The organism is Rhodococcus parequi (assembly GCF_046042785.1).
In the GTDB taxonomy this organism is placed as follows: Bacteria; Actinomycetota; Actinomycetes; order Mycobacteriales; family Mycobacteriaceae; genus Prescottella; species Prescottella parequi.
The window spans coordinates 688221-704083 of the sequence record NZ_JBDLNV010000001.1 but is presented as its reverse complement, the minus strand read 5'-3'; the positions used below and the strand labels follow the sequence as shown (position 1 = coordinate 704083).

The 15863-nt window shown below is 68.2% G+C and carries 18 protein-coding genes; 11 read left to right on the top strand and 7 right to left on the bottom strand.

The genetic code is table 11. The annotated features are described in order from the left end of the window. Positions 1 to 735: an NUDIX hydrolase gene (locus ABEU20_RS03275; protein WP_420162932.1), complete on the top strand. Its 735-nt coding sequence runs from the start codon at positions 1 to 3 to the stop codon at positions 733 to 735. A gap of 6 nt (positions 736 to 741) precedes the next feature. Here the strand turns inward: ABEU20_RS03275 and ABEU20_RS03270 are convergent, their stop codons facing one another. Then, positions 742 to 1296: a TetR/AcrR family transcriptional regulator gene (locus ABEU20_RS03270; RefSeq protein WP_420162931.1), complete on the bottom strand. Its 555-nt coding sequence runs from the start codon at positions 1294 to 1296 to the stop codon at positions 742 to 744. 37 nt (positions 1297 to 1333) lie between these two features. Here ABEU20_RS03270 and ABEU20_RS03265 point away from each other — a divergent pair, with 37 nt between their 5' ends. Both ABEU20_RS03265 and ABEU20_RS03260 read left to right on the top strand, forming a co-directional pair. Next, positions 1334 to 2038, top strand: coding sequence for a lysophospholipid acyltransferase family protein (locus ABEU20_RS03265; protein ID WP_420162930.1), 705 nt, complete (start codon positions 1334 to 1336; stop codon positions 2036 to 2038). A gap of 310 nt (positions 2039 to 2348) precedes the next feature. Then, complete coding sequence (locus tag ABEU20_RS03260) at positions 2349 to 2495, top strand: hypothetical protein (RefSeq protein WP_420162929.1); 147 nt, start codon at positions 2349 to 2351, stop codon at positions 2493 to 2495. Positions 2496 to 2844: 349 nt separating this feature from the next. On the opposite strand, the gene ABEU20_RS03255 is transcribed toward ABEU20_RS03260, so the two are convergent. After that, positions 2845 to 3600 (bottom strand): helix-turn-helix domain-containing protein, encoded by a 756-nt coding sequence (locus ABEU20_RS03255; protein WP_420162928.1) that lies wholly within the window; start codon positions 3598 to 3600, stop codon positions 2845 to 2847. An 89-nt stretch (positions 3601 to 3689) separates the two neighbouring features. Here ABEU20_RS03255 and ABEU20_RS03250 point away from each other — a divergent pair, with 89 nt between their 5' ends. Then, complete coding sequence (locus tag ABEU20_RS03250) at positions 3690 to 4484, top strand: sulfite exporter TauE/SafE family protein (protein ID WP_420163138.1); 795 nt, start codon at positions 3690 to 3692, stop codon at positions 4482 to 4484. 116 nt (positions 4485 to 4600) lie between these two features. Here ABEU20_RS03250 and ABEU20_RS03245 read toward each other — a convergent pair whose 3' ends face one another. Continuing rightward, positions 4601 to 5512: a LysR family transcriptional regulator gene (locus ABEU20_RS03245; RefSeq protein ID WP_420162927.1), complete on the bottom strand. Its 912-nt coding sequence runs from the start codon at positions 5510 to 5512 to the stop codon at positions 4601 to 4603. Between the two features lie 120 nt (positions 5513 to 5632). Here ABEU20_RS03245 and ABEU20_RS03240 point away from each other — a divergent pair, with 120 nt between their 5' ends. The 3 genes from ABEU20_RS03240 to ABEU20_RS03230 all read left to right on the top strand — a co-directional run bounded on the left by ABEU20_RS03240 (position 5633) and on the right by ABEU20_RS03230 (position 8092). Then, positions 5633 to 6472 carry an SDR family oxidoreductase gene (locus ABEU20_RS03240; RefSeq protein WP_420162926.1) on the top strand — a complete coding sequence of 280 codons (840 nt, stop codon included), beginning with the start codon at positions 5633 to 5635 and terminating at the stop codon, positions 6470 to 6472. 5 nt (positions 6473 to 6477) lie between these two features. After that, on the top strand, positions 6478 to 7122 hold the full coding sequence (locus ABEU20_RS03235; protein ID WP_420162925.1) for an anthrone oxygenase family protein: 645 nt from the start codon (positions 6478 to 6480) through the stop codon (positions 7120 to 7122). Between the two features lie 202 nt (positions 7123 to 7324). Beyond that, positions 7325 to 8092, top strand: coding sequence for a histidine phosphatase family protein (locus tag ABEU20_RS03230; protein WP_420162924.1), 768 nt, complete (start codon positions 7325 to 7327; stop codon positions 8090 to 8092). Between the two features lie 114 nt (positions 8093 to 8206). Here ABEU20_RS03230 and ABEU20_RS03225 read toward each other — a convergent pair whose 3' ends face one another. Further along, entirely contained in the window at positions 8207 to 9490 is a 1284-nt protein-coding gene (locus ABEU20_RS03225) for an MFS transporter (RefSeq protein WP_420162923.1), read from the bottom strand. Positions 9491 to 9630: 140 nt separating this feature from the next. Here ABEU20_RS03225 and ABEU20_RS03220 point away from each other — a divergent pair, with 140 nt between their 5' ends. The 3 genes from ABEU20_RS03220 (at position 9631) to ABEU20_RS03210 (ending at position 13174) form a co-directional block, all read left to right on the top strand. Then, positions 9631 to 10512 carry a helix-turn-helix transcriptional regulator gene (locus ABEU20_RS03220; RefSeq protein ID WP_420162922.1) on the top strand — a complete coding sequence of 294 codons (882 nt, stop codon included), beginning with the start codon at positions 9631 to 9633 and terminating at the stop codon, positions 10510 to 10512. 268 nt (positions 10513 to 10780) lie between these two features. After that, positions 10781 to 12034 carry an MFS transporter gene (locus ABEU20_RS03215; protein WP_420162921.1) on the top strand — a complete coding sequence of 418 codons (1254 nt, stop codon included), beginning with the start codon at positions 10781 to 10783 and terminating at the stop codon, positions 12032 to 12034. Between the two features lie 84 nt (positions 12035 to 12118). After that, complete coding sequence (locus tag ABEU20_RS03210) at positions 12119 to 13174, top strand: winged helix DNA-binding domain-containing protein (protein WP_420162920.1); 1056 nt, start codon at positions 12119 to 12121, stop codon at positions 13172 to 13174. 15 nt (positions 13175 to 13189) lie between these two features. Here the strand turns inward: ABEU20_RS03210 and ABEU20_RS03205 are convergent, their stop codons facing one another. Genes ABEU20_RS03205 through bioB form a run of 3 tightly spaced genes read right to left on the bottom strand, consistent with a single transcriptional unit; the run spans position 13190 to position 14995 of the window. Next, positions 13190 to 13744, bottom strand: a complete 555-nt coding sequence (locus ABEU20_RS03205) for a DUF2567 domain-containing protein (protein WP_420162919.1) — start codon at positions 13742 to 13744, stop codon at positions 13190 to 13192. An 11-nt stretch (positions 13745 to 13755) separates the two neighbouring features. Then, positions 13756 to 13989, bottom strand: a complete 234-nt coding sequence (gene bsaP, locus ABEU20_RS03200; RefSeq protein ID WP_420162918.1) for a biotin synthase auxiliary protein BsaP — start codon at positions 13987 to 13989, stop codon at positions 13756 to 13758. Beyond that, on the bottom strand, positions 13976 to 14995 hold the full coding sequence (gene bioB / locus ABEU20_RS03195; protein WP_420162917.1) for a biotin synthase BioB: 1020 nt from the start codon (positions 14993 to 14995) through the stop codon (positions 13976 to 13978). Before bioB ends, bsaP begins: the two co-directional genes overlap by 14 nt. A gap of 187 nt (positions 14996 to 15182) precedes the next feature. Here bioB and ABEU20_RS03190 point away from each other — a divergent pair, with 187 nt between their 5' ends. Continuing rightward, positions 15183 to 15812, top strand: coding sequence for a TetR/AcrR family transcriptional regulator C-terminal domain-containing protein (locus ABEU20_RS03190; RefSeq protein ID WP_420162916.1), 630 nt, complete (start codon positions 15183 to 15185; stop codon positions 15810 to 15812). The last annotated feature ends 51 nt before the right edge of the window (positions 15813 to 15863 follow it).

Sequence of the window (15863 nt, the reverse complement as noted above, 5' to 3'; positions counted from 1 at the left end):
ATGCCACATGGTAGCACCGTCCACGAAGTGCTCACCGCGGTGTTCCAGGTTCGCCCGGCGGCGCGAACCATCGCCGCAGGTGACGGCCATCACGGACCCCACGCGTGTCGCACCGACGAGCTGATGGTGCTGCTGTGGCAGCGCGCGCTCGATCCCCAGAAGGGAACGTGGTCACTGCCCGGCGGCACCCTCGGCGACGACGAGGACCTCGAGACGTCCGCGCGGCGCCAGCTCGCCGAGAAGGTCGACGTCCGCGAGGTGGCCCACCTCGAACAGCTGTCGGTGTTCAGCGATCCGCAGCGCGTGCCGGGCGATCGCCGCATCGCGTCGACCTATCTGGGGCTGGTCCCCCTCCCCGCCGATCCGCAGATCCCGGCCGACACCGCATGGCATCCGGTCTCCGCACTGCCGCAGATGTCGTTCGACCACGGAACGGTCGTCGAACACGCCCGCACCCGACTGGCCGCGAAGCTCTCCTACACCAACATCGCGTTCGCCCTCGCCCCCGACGAGTTCACGATGTCCACACTTCGCGAAATCTACTGCGCCGCTCTCGGCTACCAGGTCGACACCACCAATCTGCAGCGAGTGCTCACCCGGCGCGGCGTCATCACCGCCACCGGGAACACCGCGCGTTCGGGGCGGACCGGCGGAAGGCCGGCCGCGCTGTACCGCTTCACCGACTCGGAGCTCCGGGTGACGGACGAGTTCGCAGCGCTGCGCCCGCCGGTCTGACCGGAATCACCGGGGCGCCAGACTGTTTCGCACAACGATCGCGATCAGCTGCCGCCGGTCGACTCCCCCGGCGGCGAGTTCGAGTGAGCCCGTGGCTGCCAGCACCGCGATGCCGTGCACGCCGACCCACAGCGCCGCCGCGGCCTCCCGCGCGTCCCCATTCGACATCTCCCGTTCGACCATGTCGACGAGCCACCCGAACAGCGGCTGCGACACGGTCCGCAGCTCGGCGCCGGAGCCCTCGAGCAGATCGTGCCGGAACACCAGCGTGAACATCGCCGGCCTCGACACGGCGAACTCGACGTAGGCCTCGGCCACCGCCGCCAGATCGCTCCCCGCCCGATCGGCGGCCTCGGCGAGCGTGGCCGCGAGATCAGCCAACCCCACCTCGGCAATGGCCGCGAGCAGGCTTCGATGCGTCGGGAACCAGCGTCGTGGAGCGCCGTGCGAGACGCCGGCACGGCGCGCGATCGCGCGCAGACCCACGTCGGAGTCGCCCGTTTCCTCGAGCAGTTCGACCCCTGCCCGAACCAGGGCTTCGCGCGTTCCTTCGATCGTCACGTAGACAGTGTCTCCCATGTCGATGTAGACAGTGTCTGTGCCCGTCTCTCATCGCCTCGCATACCTGGCGTGCCGATACCTCCTGATCGGACCCGCGCTACTGCTCCTGGGACGACCGAGGATCTCCGGCCGCGAACATGTGCCTCGTCGAGGCCCTGTCATCCTCGCGGCGAATCATCTGGCGGTCCTCGACTCGTTCTATCTGACGCTGGCGGCCCGCCGCCCGACTTCGTTCCTCGCGAAGGCCGAGTACTTCGACCGCCCCGGCGTGATCGGAGCCCTCCAACGGTGCTTCTTCTCGGCACTGGGCCAGATACCGGTCGATCGCAGAGGCGGCGCGTCGGCAGCGCCGGCTATCGACGCGGCGGCTCGGATCATCGCGGCAGGCGGGGTGTGGGGAATCCACCCGGAAGGGACCCGGTCCCCGGACGGCCGCCTCTACCGCGGCCGAACCGGCGCGGTGCGCGTTGCGATGGAGACGGGCGCACCGGTCCTCCCGGTCGCGATCACAGGGACCGCCGACAGGGATTCCTCCACACGGTGGCGACGCCGCGTGACGGTGCAGATCCTCCCACCGCTGGACCTGACTCCCTTCCGGACCGCAGGCCCGCAGGGTATTCGCGCAGCGACGGACACCTTCATGCAGACGATCGGCAGTAGTACCGGGCAGGAGATCGTCGATGCCTACGCGAAGTCGTTTCCGCTGCAGTCGCAACAACAGGTGACTGATCGCAGCACGTGAATCCCCGACCGGGGCGATCTTCGGCGCGCACCGCCCCGATCCGACGGGCGCGTTGCCGCCCCAAACAAACCTACCGACGGTATGTTTAGTGGTGCGCCCTCGATGGCGCACGTGAGGCCCCGCGCTACCCCCTGGTGCGGGGTCTTCGCGCGTCACGGATCACTCGATCGGCCGCCCGGCCGGAAGTCGGCACCCGGGTACACATACCCAGGTATGCGAACGGGTAATAGTGCGGTCGTGTCACCGCCACCGCCGTACGAGGCTGGTACCTGATCGACAAGGACTCGACTCGCCAGCAAGGGAGGAAACCATGAGCAGTCAACCCGCCAGGGTCCTCACTCTCACCCTCTTCCGGTTCCGACTCGCCTTCATGGGAAGCAGGGAGCGCTCGTACTGGATGTCGCTCTCGCGGCCGCAGGACGAGCGATTGTTCGAGTACGACAGCCTCAGCCCGTAGTCCGCGCGGGCGCCGTCTCCACCACGAGCAGCATCGGCGCCCGCGACACGCCCCACACTTGACGGCCGACTTCACTTCGTCATCCGGCAGAATGCGCCGTGCACCGACGATCACTTGAAGGAGTCAACTATGGGTTCGTTATCCGAGTTCACACTGGTCGAGAACATTGCCGGCTTTGCCAGCTGGGCTTTCGGGAGTCTCGTCCTCCTCGGCCTCGCCGGCGCGCTGAACTCCGCGAGCTGACCGGCACGCGAGGCCGTCCGGCCGTCGCGCCGGTCCACGATCCCGCATCCCCGCCGCCGCTGGGACTCACGCGTCTGCATCCCCCGTGGCGGCGAAGCGCTCGATGTCACATGTAGCGCGACGGGGGTGCTCCGAACGCTCGCGTGAACGCCGCGGTGAACGCTGCCGGGGACGCATAACCAACTCGGGACGAGACGTCGGTGACGGTGTGACCGGGTAGCAGTCGAAGACTCGCCAGGAGCCTGGCGCGAGCCCTCCAGGCTGCGGGGCTGGCGGCGGTCTGCGCGCGGAACTTGCGGTCGAACGTCCGGGCGCTGTGATTCACCGCCCGCGCCCAGGTTTCATTGGTCACGGCGAGGTCCGGGGCCGCGAGGTAGTCACGACACAACGACCGGAGGGGTTCGTCGCGCGGCAGCGTGATGGACAGTGCCATCGGTGTCAGGCGTCGCAGTTCGTGCAGCACGAGGTCGATCACCGCGCCGTCGCGCCCGGTGACGGCGTAATCGACAGCAAAGCCGTTCGCCGTGCGCAGGAGCTCGCGCAACAGAGAGCCGATTTCGGCGACCATGCAGTTCGCCGGCCACCACGGCGCTGCATCCGGTTCGATGTAGAGGCTCCAGGTCGTGACGTCGTCCATCAGTACCTGGTGCACGACACCCGGCGGGATGAGGACGGCGCGATCAGGCGGGACCGTCCATGCCCCCGCGTCGGTCTCGACCTGCATCACCCCCTTCGCGCCGTACAGCAGCTGTGCCCGGCGATGCGCGTGGCGGGGCAGCCGATGATCCGGCGGATAGTCCGTCCCGATCGGGAGCACATCGACCGGGAGGTGGTCGACGTCGTCGAGGCGGATGTTGTGCATGGCACCACCCTAGTGGCGAGAATGCGAAAGAAAGTGCGCAAAGATCGATTGCCCGCCCCCGTCGGCACGCGGTGGGATGGAACGTGTCCCTGCTGGTTCTCTTCTTCGTGGGTTGCGCTGTCGGCGTGACGACGGTCCTGTTCGGCTTCGGCGGAGGCTTCGTCACCGTCCCGATCATCCTGCTGGTCGACGCTGAGCGAGGGTCTGATGCACTGCGCATCGCGATCGCAACGTCAGCGCTTGTCATGGTTCTGAATGCAGTTGTCGCGACCGCGGCGACCCGGCGGGCCATCCTGTCCCGACTCCGCGGTCGGCTACCGTTGTTCGTTCTGCTCGCCGTCGGGGGCACGGCCGGCGCGGTCGGGGCGTTGTTCGTGCCCGATGTCGTGCCGCGCTGGGGCTTCGTAATCTATTGCGGCATCACGGTTGTCGACCTGCTGCTCCGGCCCGGTTTCCTACCCGGACGCGGGGCCGTGCGACGACCGACGAGGACGAAGGAACGCCCGCTTCCGGACGGCTGGGGAATCCCGATAGGTTGGATCGCCGCCTTCCTCGGAGTGGGCGGCAGTGTGATGACCGTGCCGATGATGCGGCGTTCCGGGCTGGAGATGGGCGTGGCGACCTCGTTGGCCAACCCGCTGACCATCGCGATCGCGACTCCGGCGATGGTGGTGGCGTTCGCATTCGGCAGTCGCGTCGACTCGGCACCCGGCCTCGTCGGAACAGTCGATGTCGCGTCGGCGCTCGCGCTTCTGGCCGGCGCGATTCCGGTCGTCATCCAGCTTCGACGACGGCCTCCGAAGATCCCCGACATCGTGCACAGCTGGGCTTATCTGTCGCTGCTCGTCGTCGCAGCGACCGTCGTCGCCGTACAGAGTCGCTGACGTTTTCACATCTGGGCCGGGTCGCTGCGGACGTGTCAACACAGGCAGCGCGGTGACGGGGTTGCGGAATGCGCGGGACGCCGAGCCGGACGTGTGGCGTAGCAACTGAACTCGAATCACCGCTCCAGCAGTGGGTTGACTCCGGCAGTCAGGTAGTGCCGGGCGGCTTCGGAAAAGGCGCGGATCCGGTTCGTGGTGACGGCCGCTCGCCAGATCAACCGCCATTCGAAGGGCAGGCCGTCCCGGATGGGCAGGTAGACGACGTCCGGTCGGGAGTCGTACCGCGCGGCGTGTGCGGGGACCGGGAAGACCCCCTGCCCCGCACCGACGAGAGCCAGCATCTCCTGCACCGTGCCGAAGTCGGGGCCGCGCTCGATCACCACGCCGCCCGGAGTGGCCGCCGGCACCGCCACCTCATCGACCTCGTCGGGTAAACCGCGAGGGCACAACACCTTTGCCCGAGCAAGATCGTCGAGGGTGACTGATTCGCGACGAGCGAGCGGATGTCGAGCGGAGACCGCGAGGACGGATGGCTCGCGCAGCAACACCGGGCTCTGGTCCAAGTCACGGATGTGGCGGGTATCGGCTGCGGCGACGAGGACGTCGACCTCGTCGGCCGCCAGCAAACCGACCCCGTCGCTGTAGTGGCTCTCCCGGATCTGCACACGGCACCGGGGGTGGCGCGCATGGAAGACATTCGCGATCTCGAGTACCAGCTGACCGATGGCCGTGCCGACGAAACCCACCCGCAGTACACCGTCGAGTCCGCGCCCGGCCGCGACCGCCCGAGCGATTCCGTCGTGGATCTGCTGATACGCCGGCCGCAGATCCTCCTCGAGCCGACGACCGATCGGAGTCAGTACCACCCGCCGGCTGGTCCGCTCGAACAGCAAGGTTCCGATGCGGCGCTCGAGCGTCTTGACGGTCTGACTGACCCGCGCCGTGGACACGTGCAAGCGCTCGGCGGTGCGGCCGAAATGCAGTTCCTCTGCCAGCGTCAGGAAGATCTCGATGTCACGCCGCTCCATGCACCGCCTCCGTTCGTCTACCCCCAGGTTAACGATCCTTGCCGGAACAGCCGTTGTTCGCTCGGCGACCCCGACAGATCGTGGACGGGACGACGAACTCCGATCAGCAAGGGGCGTCACATGACCGAGCACAATCCGACCTCACCGACGCTCGTCCTCGGCGGCACCGGAAAGACGGGTCGACGCGTCGCACAACGACTGACCGGGTTGGACCTGCCCGTGCGCATCGGGACTCGCGCCGGCGGAGTTCCGTTCGACTGGGAAGACCCACAGACCTGGGAGCCCGCCCTCGACGGCATGAAAGCCGTCTACGTCTCCTACTACCCGGACCTGGCCGCCCCCGGCGCGGCCGCGGCGATAGCCTCGTTCGCCGAACTCGCAGTGGATCGGGGCGCGCAGCGTCTGGTGATGCTCTCCGGCCGAGGCGAGATGAAGGCCCGCACCTGCGAGAAGGCGCTGACAGCTTCGGGTGCCGATGCGACCATTCTGCGCTCGAGCTGGTTCAGCCAGAACTTCAGCGAGAGTTACCTCCTGGCCCCGGTACTCGACGGCCGGGTGTTCCTTCCCGCAGGCACCACTCCCGAGCCGTTCGTCGACGCGGACGACATCGCCGACGTCGCCGTCGCGGCGCTCACCCGACCGGGACACGTCGGCGAGGTCTACGAACTGACCGGCCCACGGGCGCTCACCTTCGCCGAGGCTGTCGCCGCCGTCGGCGACGCCGCGGGACGCGAGATCGACTACGTCGAGGTATCCGCCGCGGACTACGCGGACGCACTCGCCGCCGAGCAGGTCCCGGGCGACGTGATCGAGCTGTTGATGTACCTGTTCACCATTGTGCTCGACGGACGCAACGCGGCGCCGAGCGACGGCGTCCACCGTGCCCTCGGTCGAGCTCCGGTCGACTTCACCGAATTCGCCACGCACACCGCCGCGACCGGCATCTGGAACGTGGGGTGACCGGCATGAACATCAAGCTTCTCCAGGCGCTTGCGCTGTTCGGTGCGTGCCTCACGAGTGGGCTCGTGGCAGGACTGTTCGCGGGCTTCGCCTACGCGGTCATGCCGGGGCTCAGCCGCTCCGACGATCACACCTTCGTCGAGGCGATGCAGAAGATCAACGTGGCGATACTCAACGGCTGGTTCATGTTCTGCTTTGTCGGTGGGCTCCTGCTCACTGCGGCGGCACTGCTGTTGCACCTGCGATCCGGCAATGGCGTGCTTCCCTGGATCATCGCCGCACTCGTGCTCTATCTGGCCATGTTCGTGATCACCGGCATCGTCAACGTGCCCCTCAACGACGAACTCGCCCGGGCCGGCGAACACCTCACGGATCCCTCCGTCGCGCGTGCGCACTTCGAATCCCGTTGGGTCACCTGGAACATCGTGCGCGCGATCGTCACCACCATGGCATTCACCGCTCTCGTGTACGCGCTCGTGCTGCACGGACGCGCAGCCGCGACGCCGACACAGCCCTTGGGTAGCGACCACTCCACGAGTCCCCACACGGTCCAGGACGGTGGGACGCAGCAGAACGAGGGCCCAGCTCGGGTAGCGGGTGAGAGCCGGGGGCTGCCCAAAAAGTCGAGGTTGCCGAGGACGTCACGATGATCTTTACCGATCGCGTTCCCTGAGGCCGTTCAGCTTTCCGCAATTACCGCTCGCACAAACGGGATTGGATGCGCGAGTAGTTCCCACCCGACGGGATGTCGTATTCGTCACAACATTCTCGGTGTTCATGCTGGGGAAGCCGCCCCGACGTCTGGCACACGACGTCTAGGCGGTCCCTCATCCATGACGATCTGGAGGTTCCATGTCTCGCCGACTCCGACTTCACACCGCCGTGGCCGCTGTAGGCGCCGTTCTCGTTTCGCTCCCACTCGCCTCCGGTTCGGTAGCGGCTGCTCAGCCGGGCAACAACTCGAGTGTCTCGTGGCCTATCGGCACGGGTTCTGCATCAGTCGACCCCGCGGCCGGGTATGACGTGCTATTCGTGCGCCACGGCCACAGCACGTATCCACAACCGGAGGAGGAACTGTCCCCGCTGGGCATCGAACAGGCCGCCGCGTTGGCCGAGAGCCTCGAGGGGGCGCCCGTCAATGCCGTGCACACCTCGATGATGCTGCGCGCATTCCAGACCGGCGACGACGTAGCATCCGACCACGACGTACCGGTGCTCGCGGACGAAAACCTTCGCGAAATTGCGTTCAAGGCTCCCGCCGATCTCCCGCCGGCCGAGCAGGCCGCCTATTACAGCAACATCGTGAAGCTGTGGATCAGCGGCGAGGAACGCGACAACGATTTCGGGGGCGAAGGCTATCGTGCGGTCGAGGCACGCTGGAACACATGGTGGGAGGGCTTCCTCCGGCAGCACCGCAACGACCACGGCACCGCCGTCGTGGTTGCTCACGGCGGCATCTACGGCGTGATGCTTCCCGCGACCTGCAGCAACGAGATCACCGCCGATTTCGCGGTTTCCCACCCTCTCGACAACACCGGCATCGTCAAGGCCCGACTGCATCCGGACGGCACGCTCACGTGCAGCGAGTGGAATGGCGTGCCGGTGCCCAGCGCGTCCTGACCCGGTTGATCCCGCCGCATCTTCGGAAACGACAGTGCGGCACCGGCCGCGGCGCGAACCACGCCTGACGTCTCACGGTCCCGCGCCCCGTGATCGGACCGACAGATCGCCGGATCATGTCCCCGAGCGTCGAAGTTCTCGCCGGTGGGATCGTTCGCCTTCACAGTGGCGTTCGTCGGCGCGGCTCACCAGCCCGAGCACGATGGTCGGGACGAGAGTGAGTGCGACGATGGCGGTCCCGACAGTCGCCGGCCCTGCGAGACCCAGCGGCGTGGCGAGGGCGGTACCGGCAATCGCCGTGCCGATGGCCGTACCGGCATTGAACGCGGCGACGCTGAGACCGGACCCGAGCGTCGCGGCCCGTCCCGCGAAACCGACGGCGAGATGGATCAGGACCATGTTGGCGCTGAGGCCGAACAGACCCAGCACGACGACCAGTGCGACGGTGATCCATGCCGAGCCGGTCGACAGCGCCATCGCGAGCAGGACCACCGTGGTCACCGCCGGAGTCACGATGGTCACCACGTGGGGATGGGAGTCGCCCAGGCGGCCACCGGTCAGGGTGCCGACGAAGGAGCCGATACCGAATCCGGTCAGTACCAGCGGCACCAGTGACGACGGCACCCCGGCCTGGTCGGTGAGGACGGGCGCGATGAACGAGTAGGTCGCGAGAACGCCGCCGCACGTGGTCAGGCACGCAGCCAGCACGAGCCAGAGGCGGCCCGACCGTAGGTCCGCGAGCTCGGACAGCACGGAGGACGACGACTTCCGCCGCGGAGCGTCGGCCGGGACCAGCCGGGCGATGAAGAACACCGCGACGGTGGCGGCGCCGCCGAGCGCCCAGAACGTGCCGCGCCACCCGATGTGCTGGGCCAGCAAGGCACCGATCGGCACGCCGAGGACCGTGGCGAGGGATCCGCCGGCCCCGACGATGCCCACTGCCCGCGCTCCCATGGAGGGACCGGCTGCCTGCGCCGCGACCACCGTGGACACCGCCCAGAACGCCCCGGTCGCCAGTGCCGTGACGAACCGGGCGGTCTTCGCCGTCGCCAGGTCCGTGCCGAGCGCGACGAAGACGTGTCCGGCGACGAACACGAGAAGCGCGAGGACCAGCGTCAGCTTCTTCGACATCCGCATCGTCAACAGCGTCATCAGAGGCGCGCCGACGACCATGCCGATGGCGAACACCGTGATCAACGAGCCTGCTCGGCCCAACGAGACACCCAGATCGACGGCGATCTCCGGCAGGATTCCGGCGACGACGAACTCGGTGGTGAGCATCAGGAACGTGCCCACGGCGAGGACGTAGACGACCAGCGGCAGGCGGGGTCGGGACGAATGGAGGGAGACGGGCGGCGCGGACGGGCCGGGAGATGTCGTCGAGGTTGCGGGAGACATGCGTGGGACCTCTGTCGTCGAAGGGATGGCATGGGTGCGTCCTCCACTCCAGGCCTCCCCGCGGAAGACGGGAAGGTCGGGTTCACAGGGGGTACACGATCGACCCCCATCACGCGGAGGATCGCTTCTACGCTTTCGACATGGACAACCGCGCCGACATCCGCGGCTTCCTCGCCAGCCGGCGCGCGAAGCTCACACCCGACATGGTCGGACTGCCCACCAGTGCACGACGCCGCGTCCCAGGCCTGCGTCGCGAGGAGGTCGCCGTCCTCGCCGGGGTCAGCACCGAGTGGTACACCCGCTTGGAGAAGGGCCACATCGGCGGGGTCTCCGAAGAGGTACTCGATGCTGTTGCCGTCGCCCTACGCCTCGACGACGACGAGCGGACCTACCTCCACGACCTCGGCCGCGCCGCCAAGCCGCAGCACCGTAAGGCCGTCCGTCGCCGCGAGATCCCACTCGCGCCGCAGGTGCAGTGGATGCTCGACTCGATCACCATGTCTGCCGCGTTCGTGCGCAACGGGCGCCTCGACGTGATCGGCTCCAACGCCCTCGGACGCGCGCTGCACGCCCCCATGTTCGCCAGCCCGACCACGTTGGACGGGACGGCGAACTTCGCGCGGTTCCACTTCCTCGACGAGGCGGCCAAGGACTTCTTCGTCGACTGGGAGTCCGGGGCCGCCGCCACCGTCGCCCTGCTGCGCGCCGAGGCCGGCCGCGAACCCTATGACAGGGCGTTGCGCGAACTCGTCGGCGAGCTTTCCACGGCCAGCGCAGAGTTCAGTGCGTACTGGGCCTCCCACGACATTCGCATCCGCCACGAGGGCACCAAACGCCTGCAGCATCCCGAGGCAGGCGAGATCGAGCTGACCTACCAGTCGCTCGACCTGCCCACCGGCAAGCGGGCCTGGCACGACCTGTCGATCTACACGGCCGAGCCGGGCAGTGTGGACGAGGAACGTCTGAAGCTGCTGTCCAGCTGGGCCGCCCCCGTGCGCGGTACGGTCGATTCGGGTAGCTGACTTCCACAGGCCCATCCTCGGCAGCCGAAACTTGAGCCACACCACGCAGGCCCGTGGAATGGTCGGGTCCGCCGGACCGGCAACCTCAGTGCCTCGGCCGACCGGAGCGGCCATGCCACACGGGGGCACCGATGTGCCCTGTATTGTCGCTGTGCACGCAGTTATGTCCGGGGTCGTTTCCGACCCCTAAGCATTGGGTCCGGGTGTTGACGAGGATTGGTGGGTCGTCAGCACAATCGCTTCGGCGACCCCATGTAACGGAAGATCTGTGTCGATTCGAGTCTCACCAAATACCACTGTGCGGGGCGTACCCAACCCCTTCGTTCAACTCGGCGCTGCAGCCGGATGGTCGTTCGTTCCGATCGGACTACTCGCGAGGCTGCCCTTCGCGATGCTGACGCTGGGAATCAGCAGTTATGTTGCGCTGGTTCGTGATTCCTACTCTCAGGGTGGCGTGGCCGCGGGGTGTTACGCCACCGGTGCCGCGTTGGGGACAGCCGTGGCGGGTGCGTGCGCCGACCGATTCGGCCAGCGGCGCCTCGTGCTCGCATTGGCGGCGGTGAATACCCTTCTCGTGGGCGCGACGCTGGTGACTGCCCACGGGCAGAGCCTGGCGTTGCTGTTGACAGCGGCGACACTGTGCGGGTTCACCATCCCGCCGGTCGGGCCCCTCTCGCGTGTTCGTTGGTCTGCCCTGATCGTCCGCAAGGTGACGGAAGATCGTTCGCGGGTGCAGGGCGCCGCCTTCAGTTACGAAACCCTCGCCGACGAATTGACGTTCGTTTTCGGTCCCGTCCTGATCGGCGTGCTCGCGGTTCTCGCTCCAGCGGCACCGCTCGTCGTCTGTGCGGCACTGACATTGGTATTCGGGACCCTGTTCGCGGTGCACCCGAGCGCCCGGGTGGCGGCCGCCGCGGCCCGCACACCCCACACCGAGGTTGCGTCCGTACGCGAGTTCCTCCGCGCGAACCAGGTCCTTCTCGTGCTGGGCATGGTGACGATCGGATCACTGCTCGGCGCATTGTCGACCTCGGTGGTGGCCTTCGCGGGTGAACAAGGTTCCACGCAGGGTGCAGGATTCATCTATGCGGGGTTCGGCATCGGGTCGGGGGCGGCGTCGCTGGGTATGGTCGCCGTCTCGCAGCGGATCGGTTTGCACGCCCGGTGGATCGCGGGGGCCGTGTGGTCGGTGGCGTTGTCGGCGATGCTGCCGCTCGTCGAGTCCGGTGCCGTACTCGCCTGTCTTCTCTGCCTACTCGGTGTGGGTATAGGTCCGGTGATCGTGTCCATCTATCGCATCGCCGCCGATTCCACCCCGACCGGCCGCAGCACGGTGCAGATGACGATCCTGTCGGGCTCGCTGATCGGAGGAAACGCGGTCGGGGCCCCGATGGCCGGCATGGTCGCCGACCGTTCCGGATCGTCGACTGCCTTTGCCGTGGTGGTCGCCGGATGTGTGACACTGGCGTGCATCGGATTCGCCTCGGCGTGGACAGCCGGGAGACGCGATCGTCAGGCGTGACACGAGCGCGACGGCGCCCACGGACCCGCGAGCCGTGGGGGCCCGCGCCCTTGTACTGTCGGTCCGCGGCGCTAGATTCCTCGCATGACAACGCTCCGGGAGTTGGCCCTGATGCGCGTGGTTGCCCAGCGAATCGCCGGTCCGGGATTCGCTTCGGCGGCCGACACCGTGCGCTGGCTCACCGCCGCGCAGGCGCAGGACTTCCCCGGTGCGCTCACGTCGATCGTCCTGCGGTCCGGCGCCGGAGGCCGCGCATCGATGCTCGACGCGCTGAACACCGGCGAGGTGGTGCGGTCGTGGCCGATGCGGGGCACCCTGCACTTCGTCGCCGCCGAGGACCTCTCGTGGATGCTCGCGCTCACAGGCCCCCGGACACTGTCGAGCGCCCGGGCCCGGCACCGGGCGCTCGACATCGACGACGCCGCGATCGACAACGCGCGCAACATCGCTCGCGAGGCACTTGCCGGCGGTGGCCTGAGTCGTGCGGAATTGATGCAGGCCTGGGAGGAGGCCGGAATCGCAACGGCCGATCAGCGTGGTCAGCATCTGCTGTGGACGCTGGCATTGACCCGACAGGTGTGCCTGGGTCCCGTCGAGGGTAAGGGCCAACGGGTGGTGTCGTTCGACGACTGGATCCGTAATTCGAGGGAACTCGACGGCGAGGACGCGCTCGGTGAGTGGGCGCTGCGCTACTTCCGCAGTCACGGCCCCGCGACACTCGACGACTTCGTGTGGTGGACGAAACTGACCGTCCGACAGGCCCGAACGGGTCTTGCGCGGGCGGCCGAGCACCTCGAACGGATACAGGTCGACGGTGTCGACTACTTCCTCGCGCCCGAGACACCCGAGCTGCTCGCGGCGCATCGCCGGCAGGCGCGGGGGGTGTTTCTCCTGCCCGGCTTCGACGAGTTCATACTCGGATACCGGGACCGAGGCGCCGCCGTCGATCGAGAGTTCCAGCCGCGACTGCAGCCCGGGAACAACGGCATGTTCAGCCCCACCGTCGTCGAGAACGGCCGTGTGGTCGGCACCTGGAAACGAAGCCGCGCCGCGGCCGGCGGTGTCGACGCCACCCCCTTCGCAGCCTTCGACGCGCGCACCGAAAAGGCTATTCCCCGGGCGTACTCGGCGCTGGGATGACGCCCGACGCAGTTACTACAACCCCTCCGCCGGTTCCGGTTCGGCGACGACGGGCGGGTCTTCCCGGTCGCCGACACCGAGGTCGTCGTCGGGGCTGAGCGACACGAGCAGCAAGTAGACGAGAGCGGCCGCGAGAGGCTGCACGACGAGCACCAGCGGCGTCGACAGGCCCGGGGCCGCCGCGATGACAGTGTCGACGGCGGGACCGGTGACGTCGGGATAGCGCAGCCGCGCCACACCCAACCCGACGAGGGCGGCCACACTCGCCCCGAGGGCCGACCCGACGACCAGGGCGGCGACCGCGCCGGGCCCGCGGGCGCGCCGCATCCCCCACACGACGACCGCCGACAGCACACCGGTCACGATGGTGATGCCGACGAAGATCGCGAGCGCATCGAATCGATGCAGACTCTCGGTGGTGAGCACCACGCCGCGGTCCTCGGCGACGACGAGCATGTGCACCGCCGGAGCGAGCAGCGCCCAGATCGCCCCGACCGGAACGCCGAGCACCGCCGGGAAGACGACGACCCGCGCGAAGGCTCGCGGCCGGCGGTGTCGGGGTGGCGTCACACCACCGGAGGTTACCTGCGACCGAGCAACGTCGAGTCGAGGACTCCGTGCCGGGAGCATTTCGCCCACCAGCCGTCGGGGCTGACCTGCACGATCATCCGGCGCCCACACTGCTCGCAGAACCGCGGCGGCTCGAGGCCGAGTTGCGCGGCGGTAGGCGTCGCGTCGTCGACACCGGGGACGATGCGGTGACCGGTGAACGGGTTGAAACGCTCGCCCGCCGCCACGGCGTCAGAGGGTGGCATTGAGCGCCTTGATCGGCATCTCGAGATCCACCAGCAGGTCCAGATCGCTCTCGGCCGGACGCCCCAGAGTCGTCAGGTAGTTGCCGACGATGACAGCGTTGATGCCGCCGAGCATGCCCTGCTTGGCTCCGAGGTCGCCGAGAGTGATCTCGCGGCCACCGGCGAAGCGCAGGATCGTACGCGGCAGCGCGAGACGGAAGGCGGCGACCGACTTGAGCGCCTCGCTCGCGGGCAGCACGTCGAGATCACCGAACGGCGTGCCCGGACGCGGGTTGAAGAAGTTCAGCGGCACCTCGTCCGGTTCGAGCGCGGCCAGGTTCGCGGCGAACTCGGCCCGCTGCTCGACGCTCTCCCCCATGCCGAGGATGCCGCCGCAGCACACCTCCATGCCGGCCTCGCGGACCATGCGCAGCGTGTCCCACCGCTCCTCCCACGTGTGGGTGGTGACGACGTTCGGGAAGTACGACTCGGCGGTCTCGAGGTTATGGTTGTAGCGGTGCACACCCATCGCGGCGAGCTGGTCGACCTGTGCCTGGGTGAGCATGCCGAGCGAGCACGCGATCTGGATGTCGACCTCGTTGCGGATGGCCTCGATACCGGCGGCGACCTGGGCCAGTAGCTTCTCGTCCGGCCCGCGAACCGCGGCGACGATGCAGAACTCGGTGGCGCCGGTCTTGGCGGTCTGCTTCGCGGCTTCCACCAGGCTGGGGATGTCGAGCCATGCGGCCCGCACCGGCGACTGGAACAGCCCGGACTGCGAGCAGAAGTGGCAGTCCTCGGGGCAGCCACCGGTCTTGAGGCTGATGATGCCCTCGACCTCGACCTCCGGCCCGCACCACTTCATCCGCACGTCGTGCGCGAGGGCGAGCAGGTCCTCGAGGCGGTCGTCGCCCAGGCGCAGCACCTCGAGCACCTGCTCCTGGCTCAACCCCTCACCGCGCTCCAGCACCTGATCGCGCGCGGTCGCGAGAATGTCGAGGTCGACGACGTCGGGGGCACTGGTCACTGCGAACTCCTCGGGGTGCGAACAGCCCCGGGAGCCGGGGCCGGACGGATTCGGCAACAAGATCGGCGCAAACTTGAACACCGTACAAGTTGAACGGCGTTCACGTTAGAGCCGCGGTCGATTAGTGTCAAAGGAACAGGCCACCGCGAGAACCGCGGCCTCGGCCCGACCCCGGAGGAGTGAGTCAGTGCAGCTGCGACGCGGCGACGTCCTCGACGGCGCGATGGCGATCCTCGACGAGTACGGACTCGCCGACCTCACGATGCGCCGGCTCGCAACCTCGCTCGGCGTCCAGCCCGGGGCTCTGTACTGGCATTTCCCCAACAAGCAGACCCTGCTCGGCGCGATGGCGGACCGGATTCTCGAGAGGGTCGACGCGCCGGTGTCGTCGGAGCAGTGGGACGACGGGATCGCCGAACTCGCCCATCGCCTCCGAAAGGCGTTGCTGGCGCACCGAGACGGCGCGGAACTGGTCGCGGCGACCTACGCGTCGCGGATGACGTCGAATCTGGCCCGGGAGAGTTTCGTGGGCGCCGGCGTCCGCGCAGGACTCCCCCGCCCGTACGCCGAGCTGGCCGCGTACACGCTGCTCTACTTCGTCCTCGGCCACACCGTCGACGAGCAGTCCCGCGCCCAGTTGGAGGCACTGGGCGCGCTCACCCGGACGCCCGCGTCGCCCGACACCGAAACCGCCGCCGACCTCGGCTCGGACGACGACTTTCTCGACGGCGACCCGCAGGTCCGGTTCGACTTCGGACTGGCCCTGTTCATCGACGGCGTCCGCGCCCGACTCGCGACGGACAGCCGCACCCGCTGAGATACCCGGCGACGAACCTGCCCCTAGCCGGCGGAGCCGCCGATCGCCACA

Bases quoted from the DNA above. Each gene is read 5' to 3' on its own strand.
- ABEU20_RS03275 (WP_420162932.1), top strand. From the start codon at position 1: ATGCCACATGGTAGCACCGTCCACGAAGTGCTCACCGCGGTGTTCCAG.
- ABEU20_RS03260 (WP_420162929.1), top strand. From the start codon at position 2,349: ATGAGCAGTCAACCCGCCAGGGTCCTCACTCTCACCCTCTTCCGGTTC.
- ABEU20_RS03255 (WP_420162928.1), bottom strand. From the start codon at position 3,600: ATGCACAACATCCGCCTCGACGACGTCGACCACCTCCCGGTCGATGTG.
- ABEU20_RS03245 (WP_420162927.1), bottom strand. From the start codon at position 5,512: ATGGAGCGGCGTGACATCGAGATCTTCCTGACGCTGGCAGAGGAACTG.
- ABEU20_RS03240 (WP_420162926.1), top strand. From the start codon at position 5,633: ATGACCGAGCACAATCCGACCTCACCGACGCTCGTCCTCGGCGGCACC.
- ABEU20_RS03235 (WP_420162925.1), top strand. From the start codon at position 6,478: ATGAACATCAAGCTTCTCCAGGCGCTTGCGCTGTTCGGTGCGTGCCTC.
- ABEU20_RS03230 (WP_420162924.1), top strand. From the start codon at position 7,325: ATGTCTCGCCGACTCCGACTTCACACCGCCGTGGCCGCTGTAGGCGCC.
- ABEU20_RS03225 (WP_420162923.1), bottom strand. From the start codon at position 9,490: ATGTCTCCCGCAACCTCGACGACATCTCCCGGCCCGTCCGCGCCGCCC.
- ABEU20_RS03220 (WP_420162922.1), top strand. From the start codon at position 9,631: ATGGACAACCGCGCCGACATCCGCGGCTTCCTCGCCAGCCGGCGCGCG.
- ABEU20_RS03210 (WP_420162920.1), top strand. From the start codon at position 12,119: ATGACAACGCTCCGGGAGTTGGCCCTGATGCGCGTGGTTGCCCAGCGA.
- bsaP (WP_420162918.1), bottom strand. From the start codon at position 13,989: ATGCCACCCTCTGACGCCGTGGCGGCGGGCGAGCGTTTCAACCCGTTC.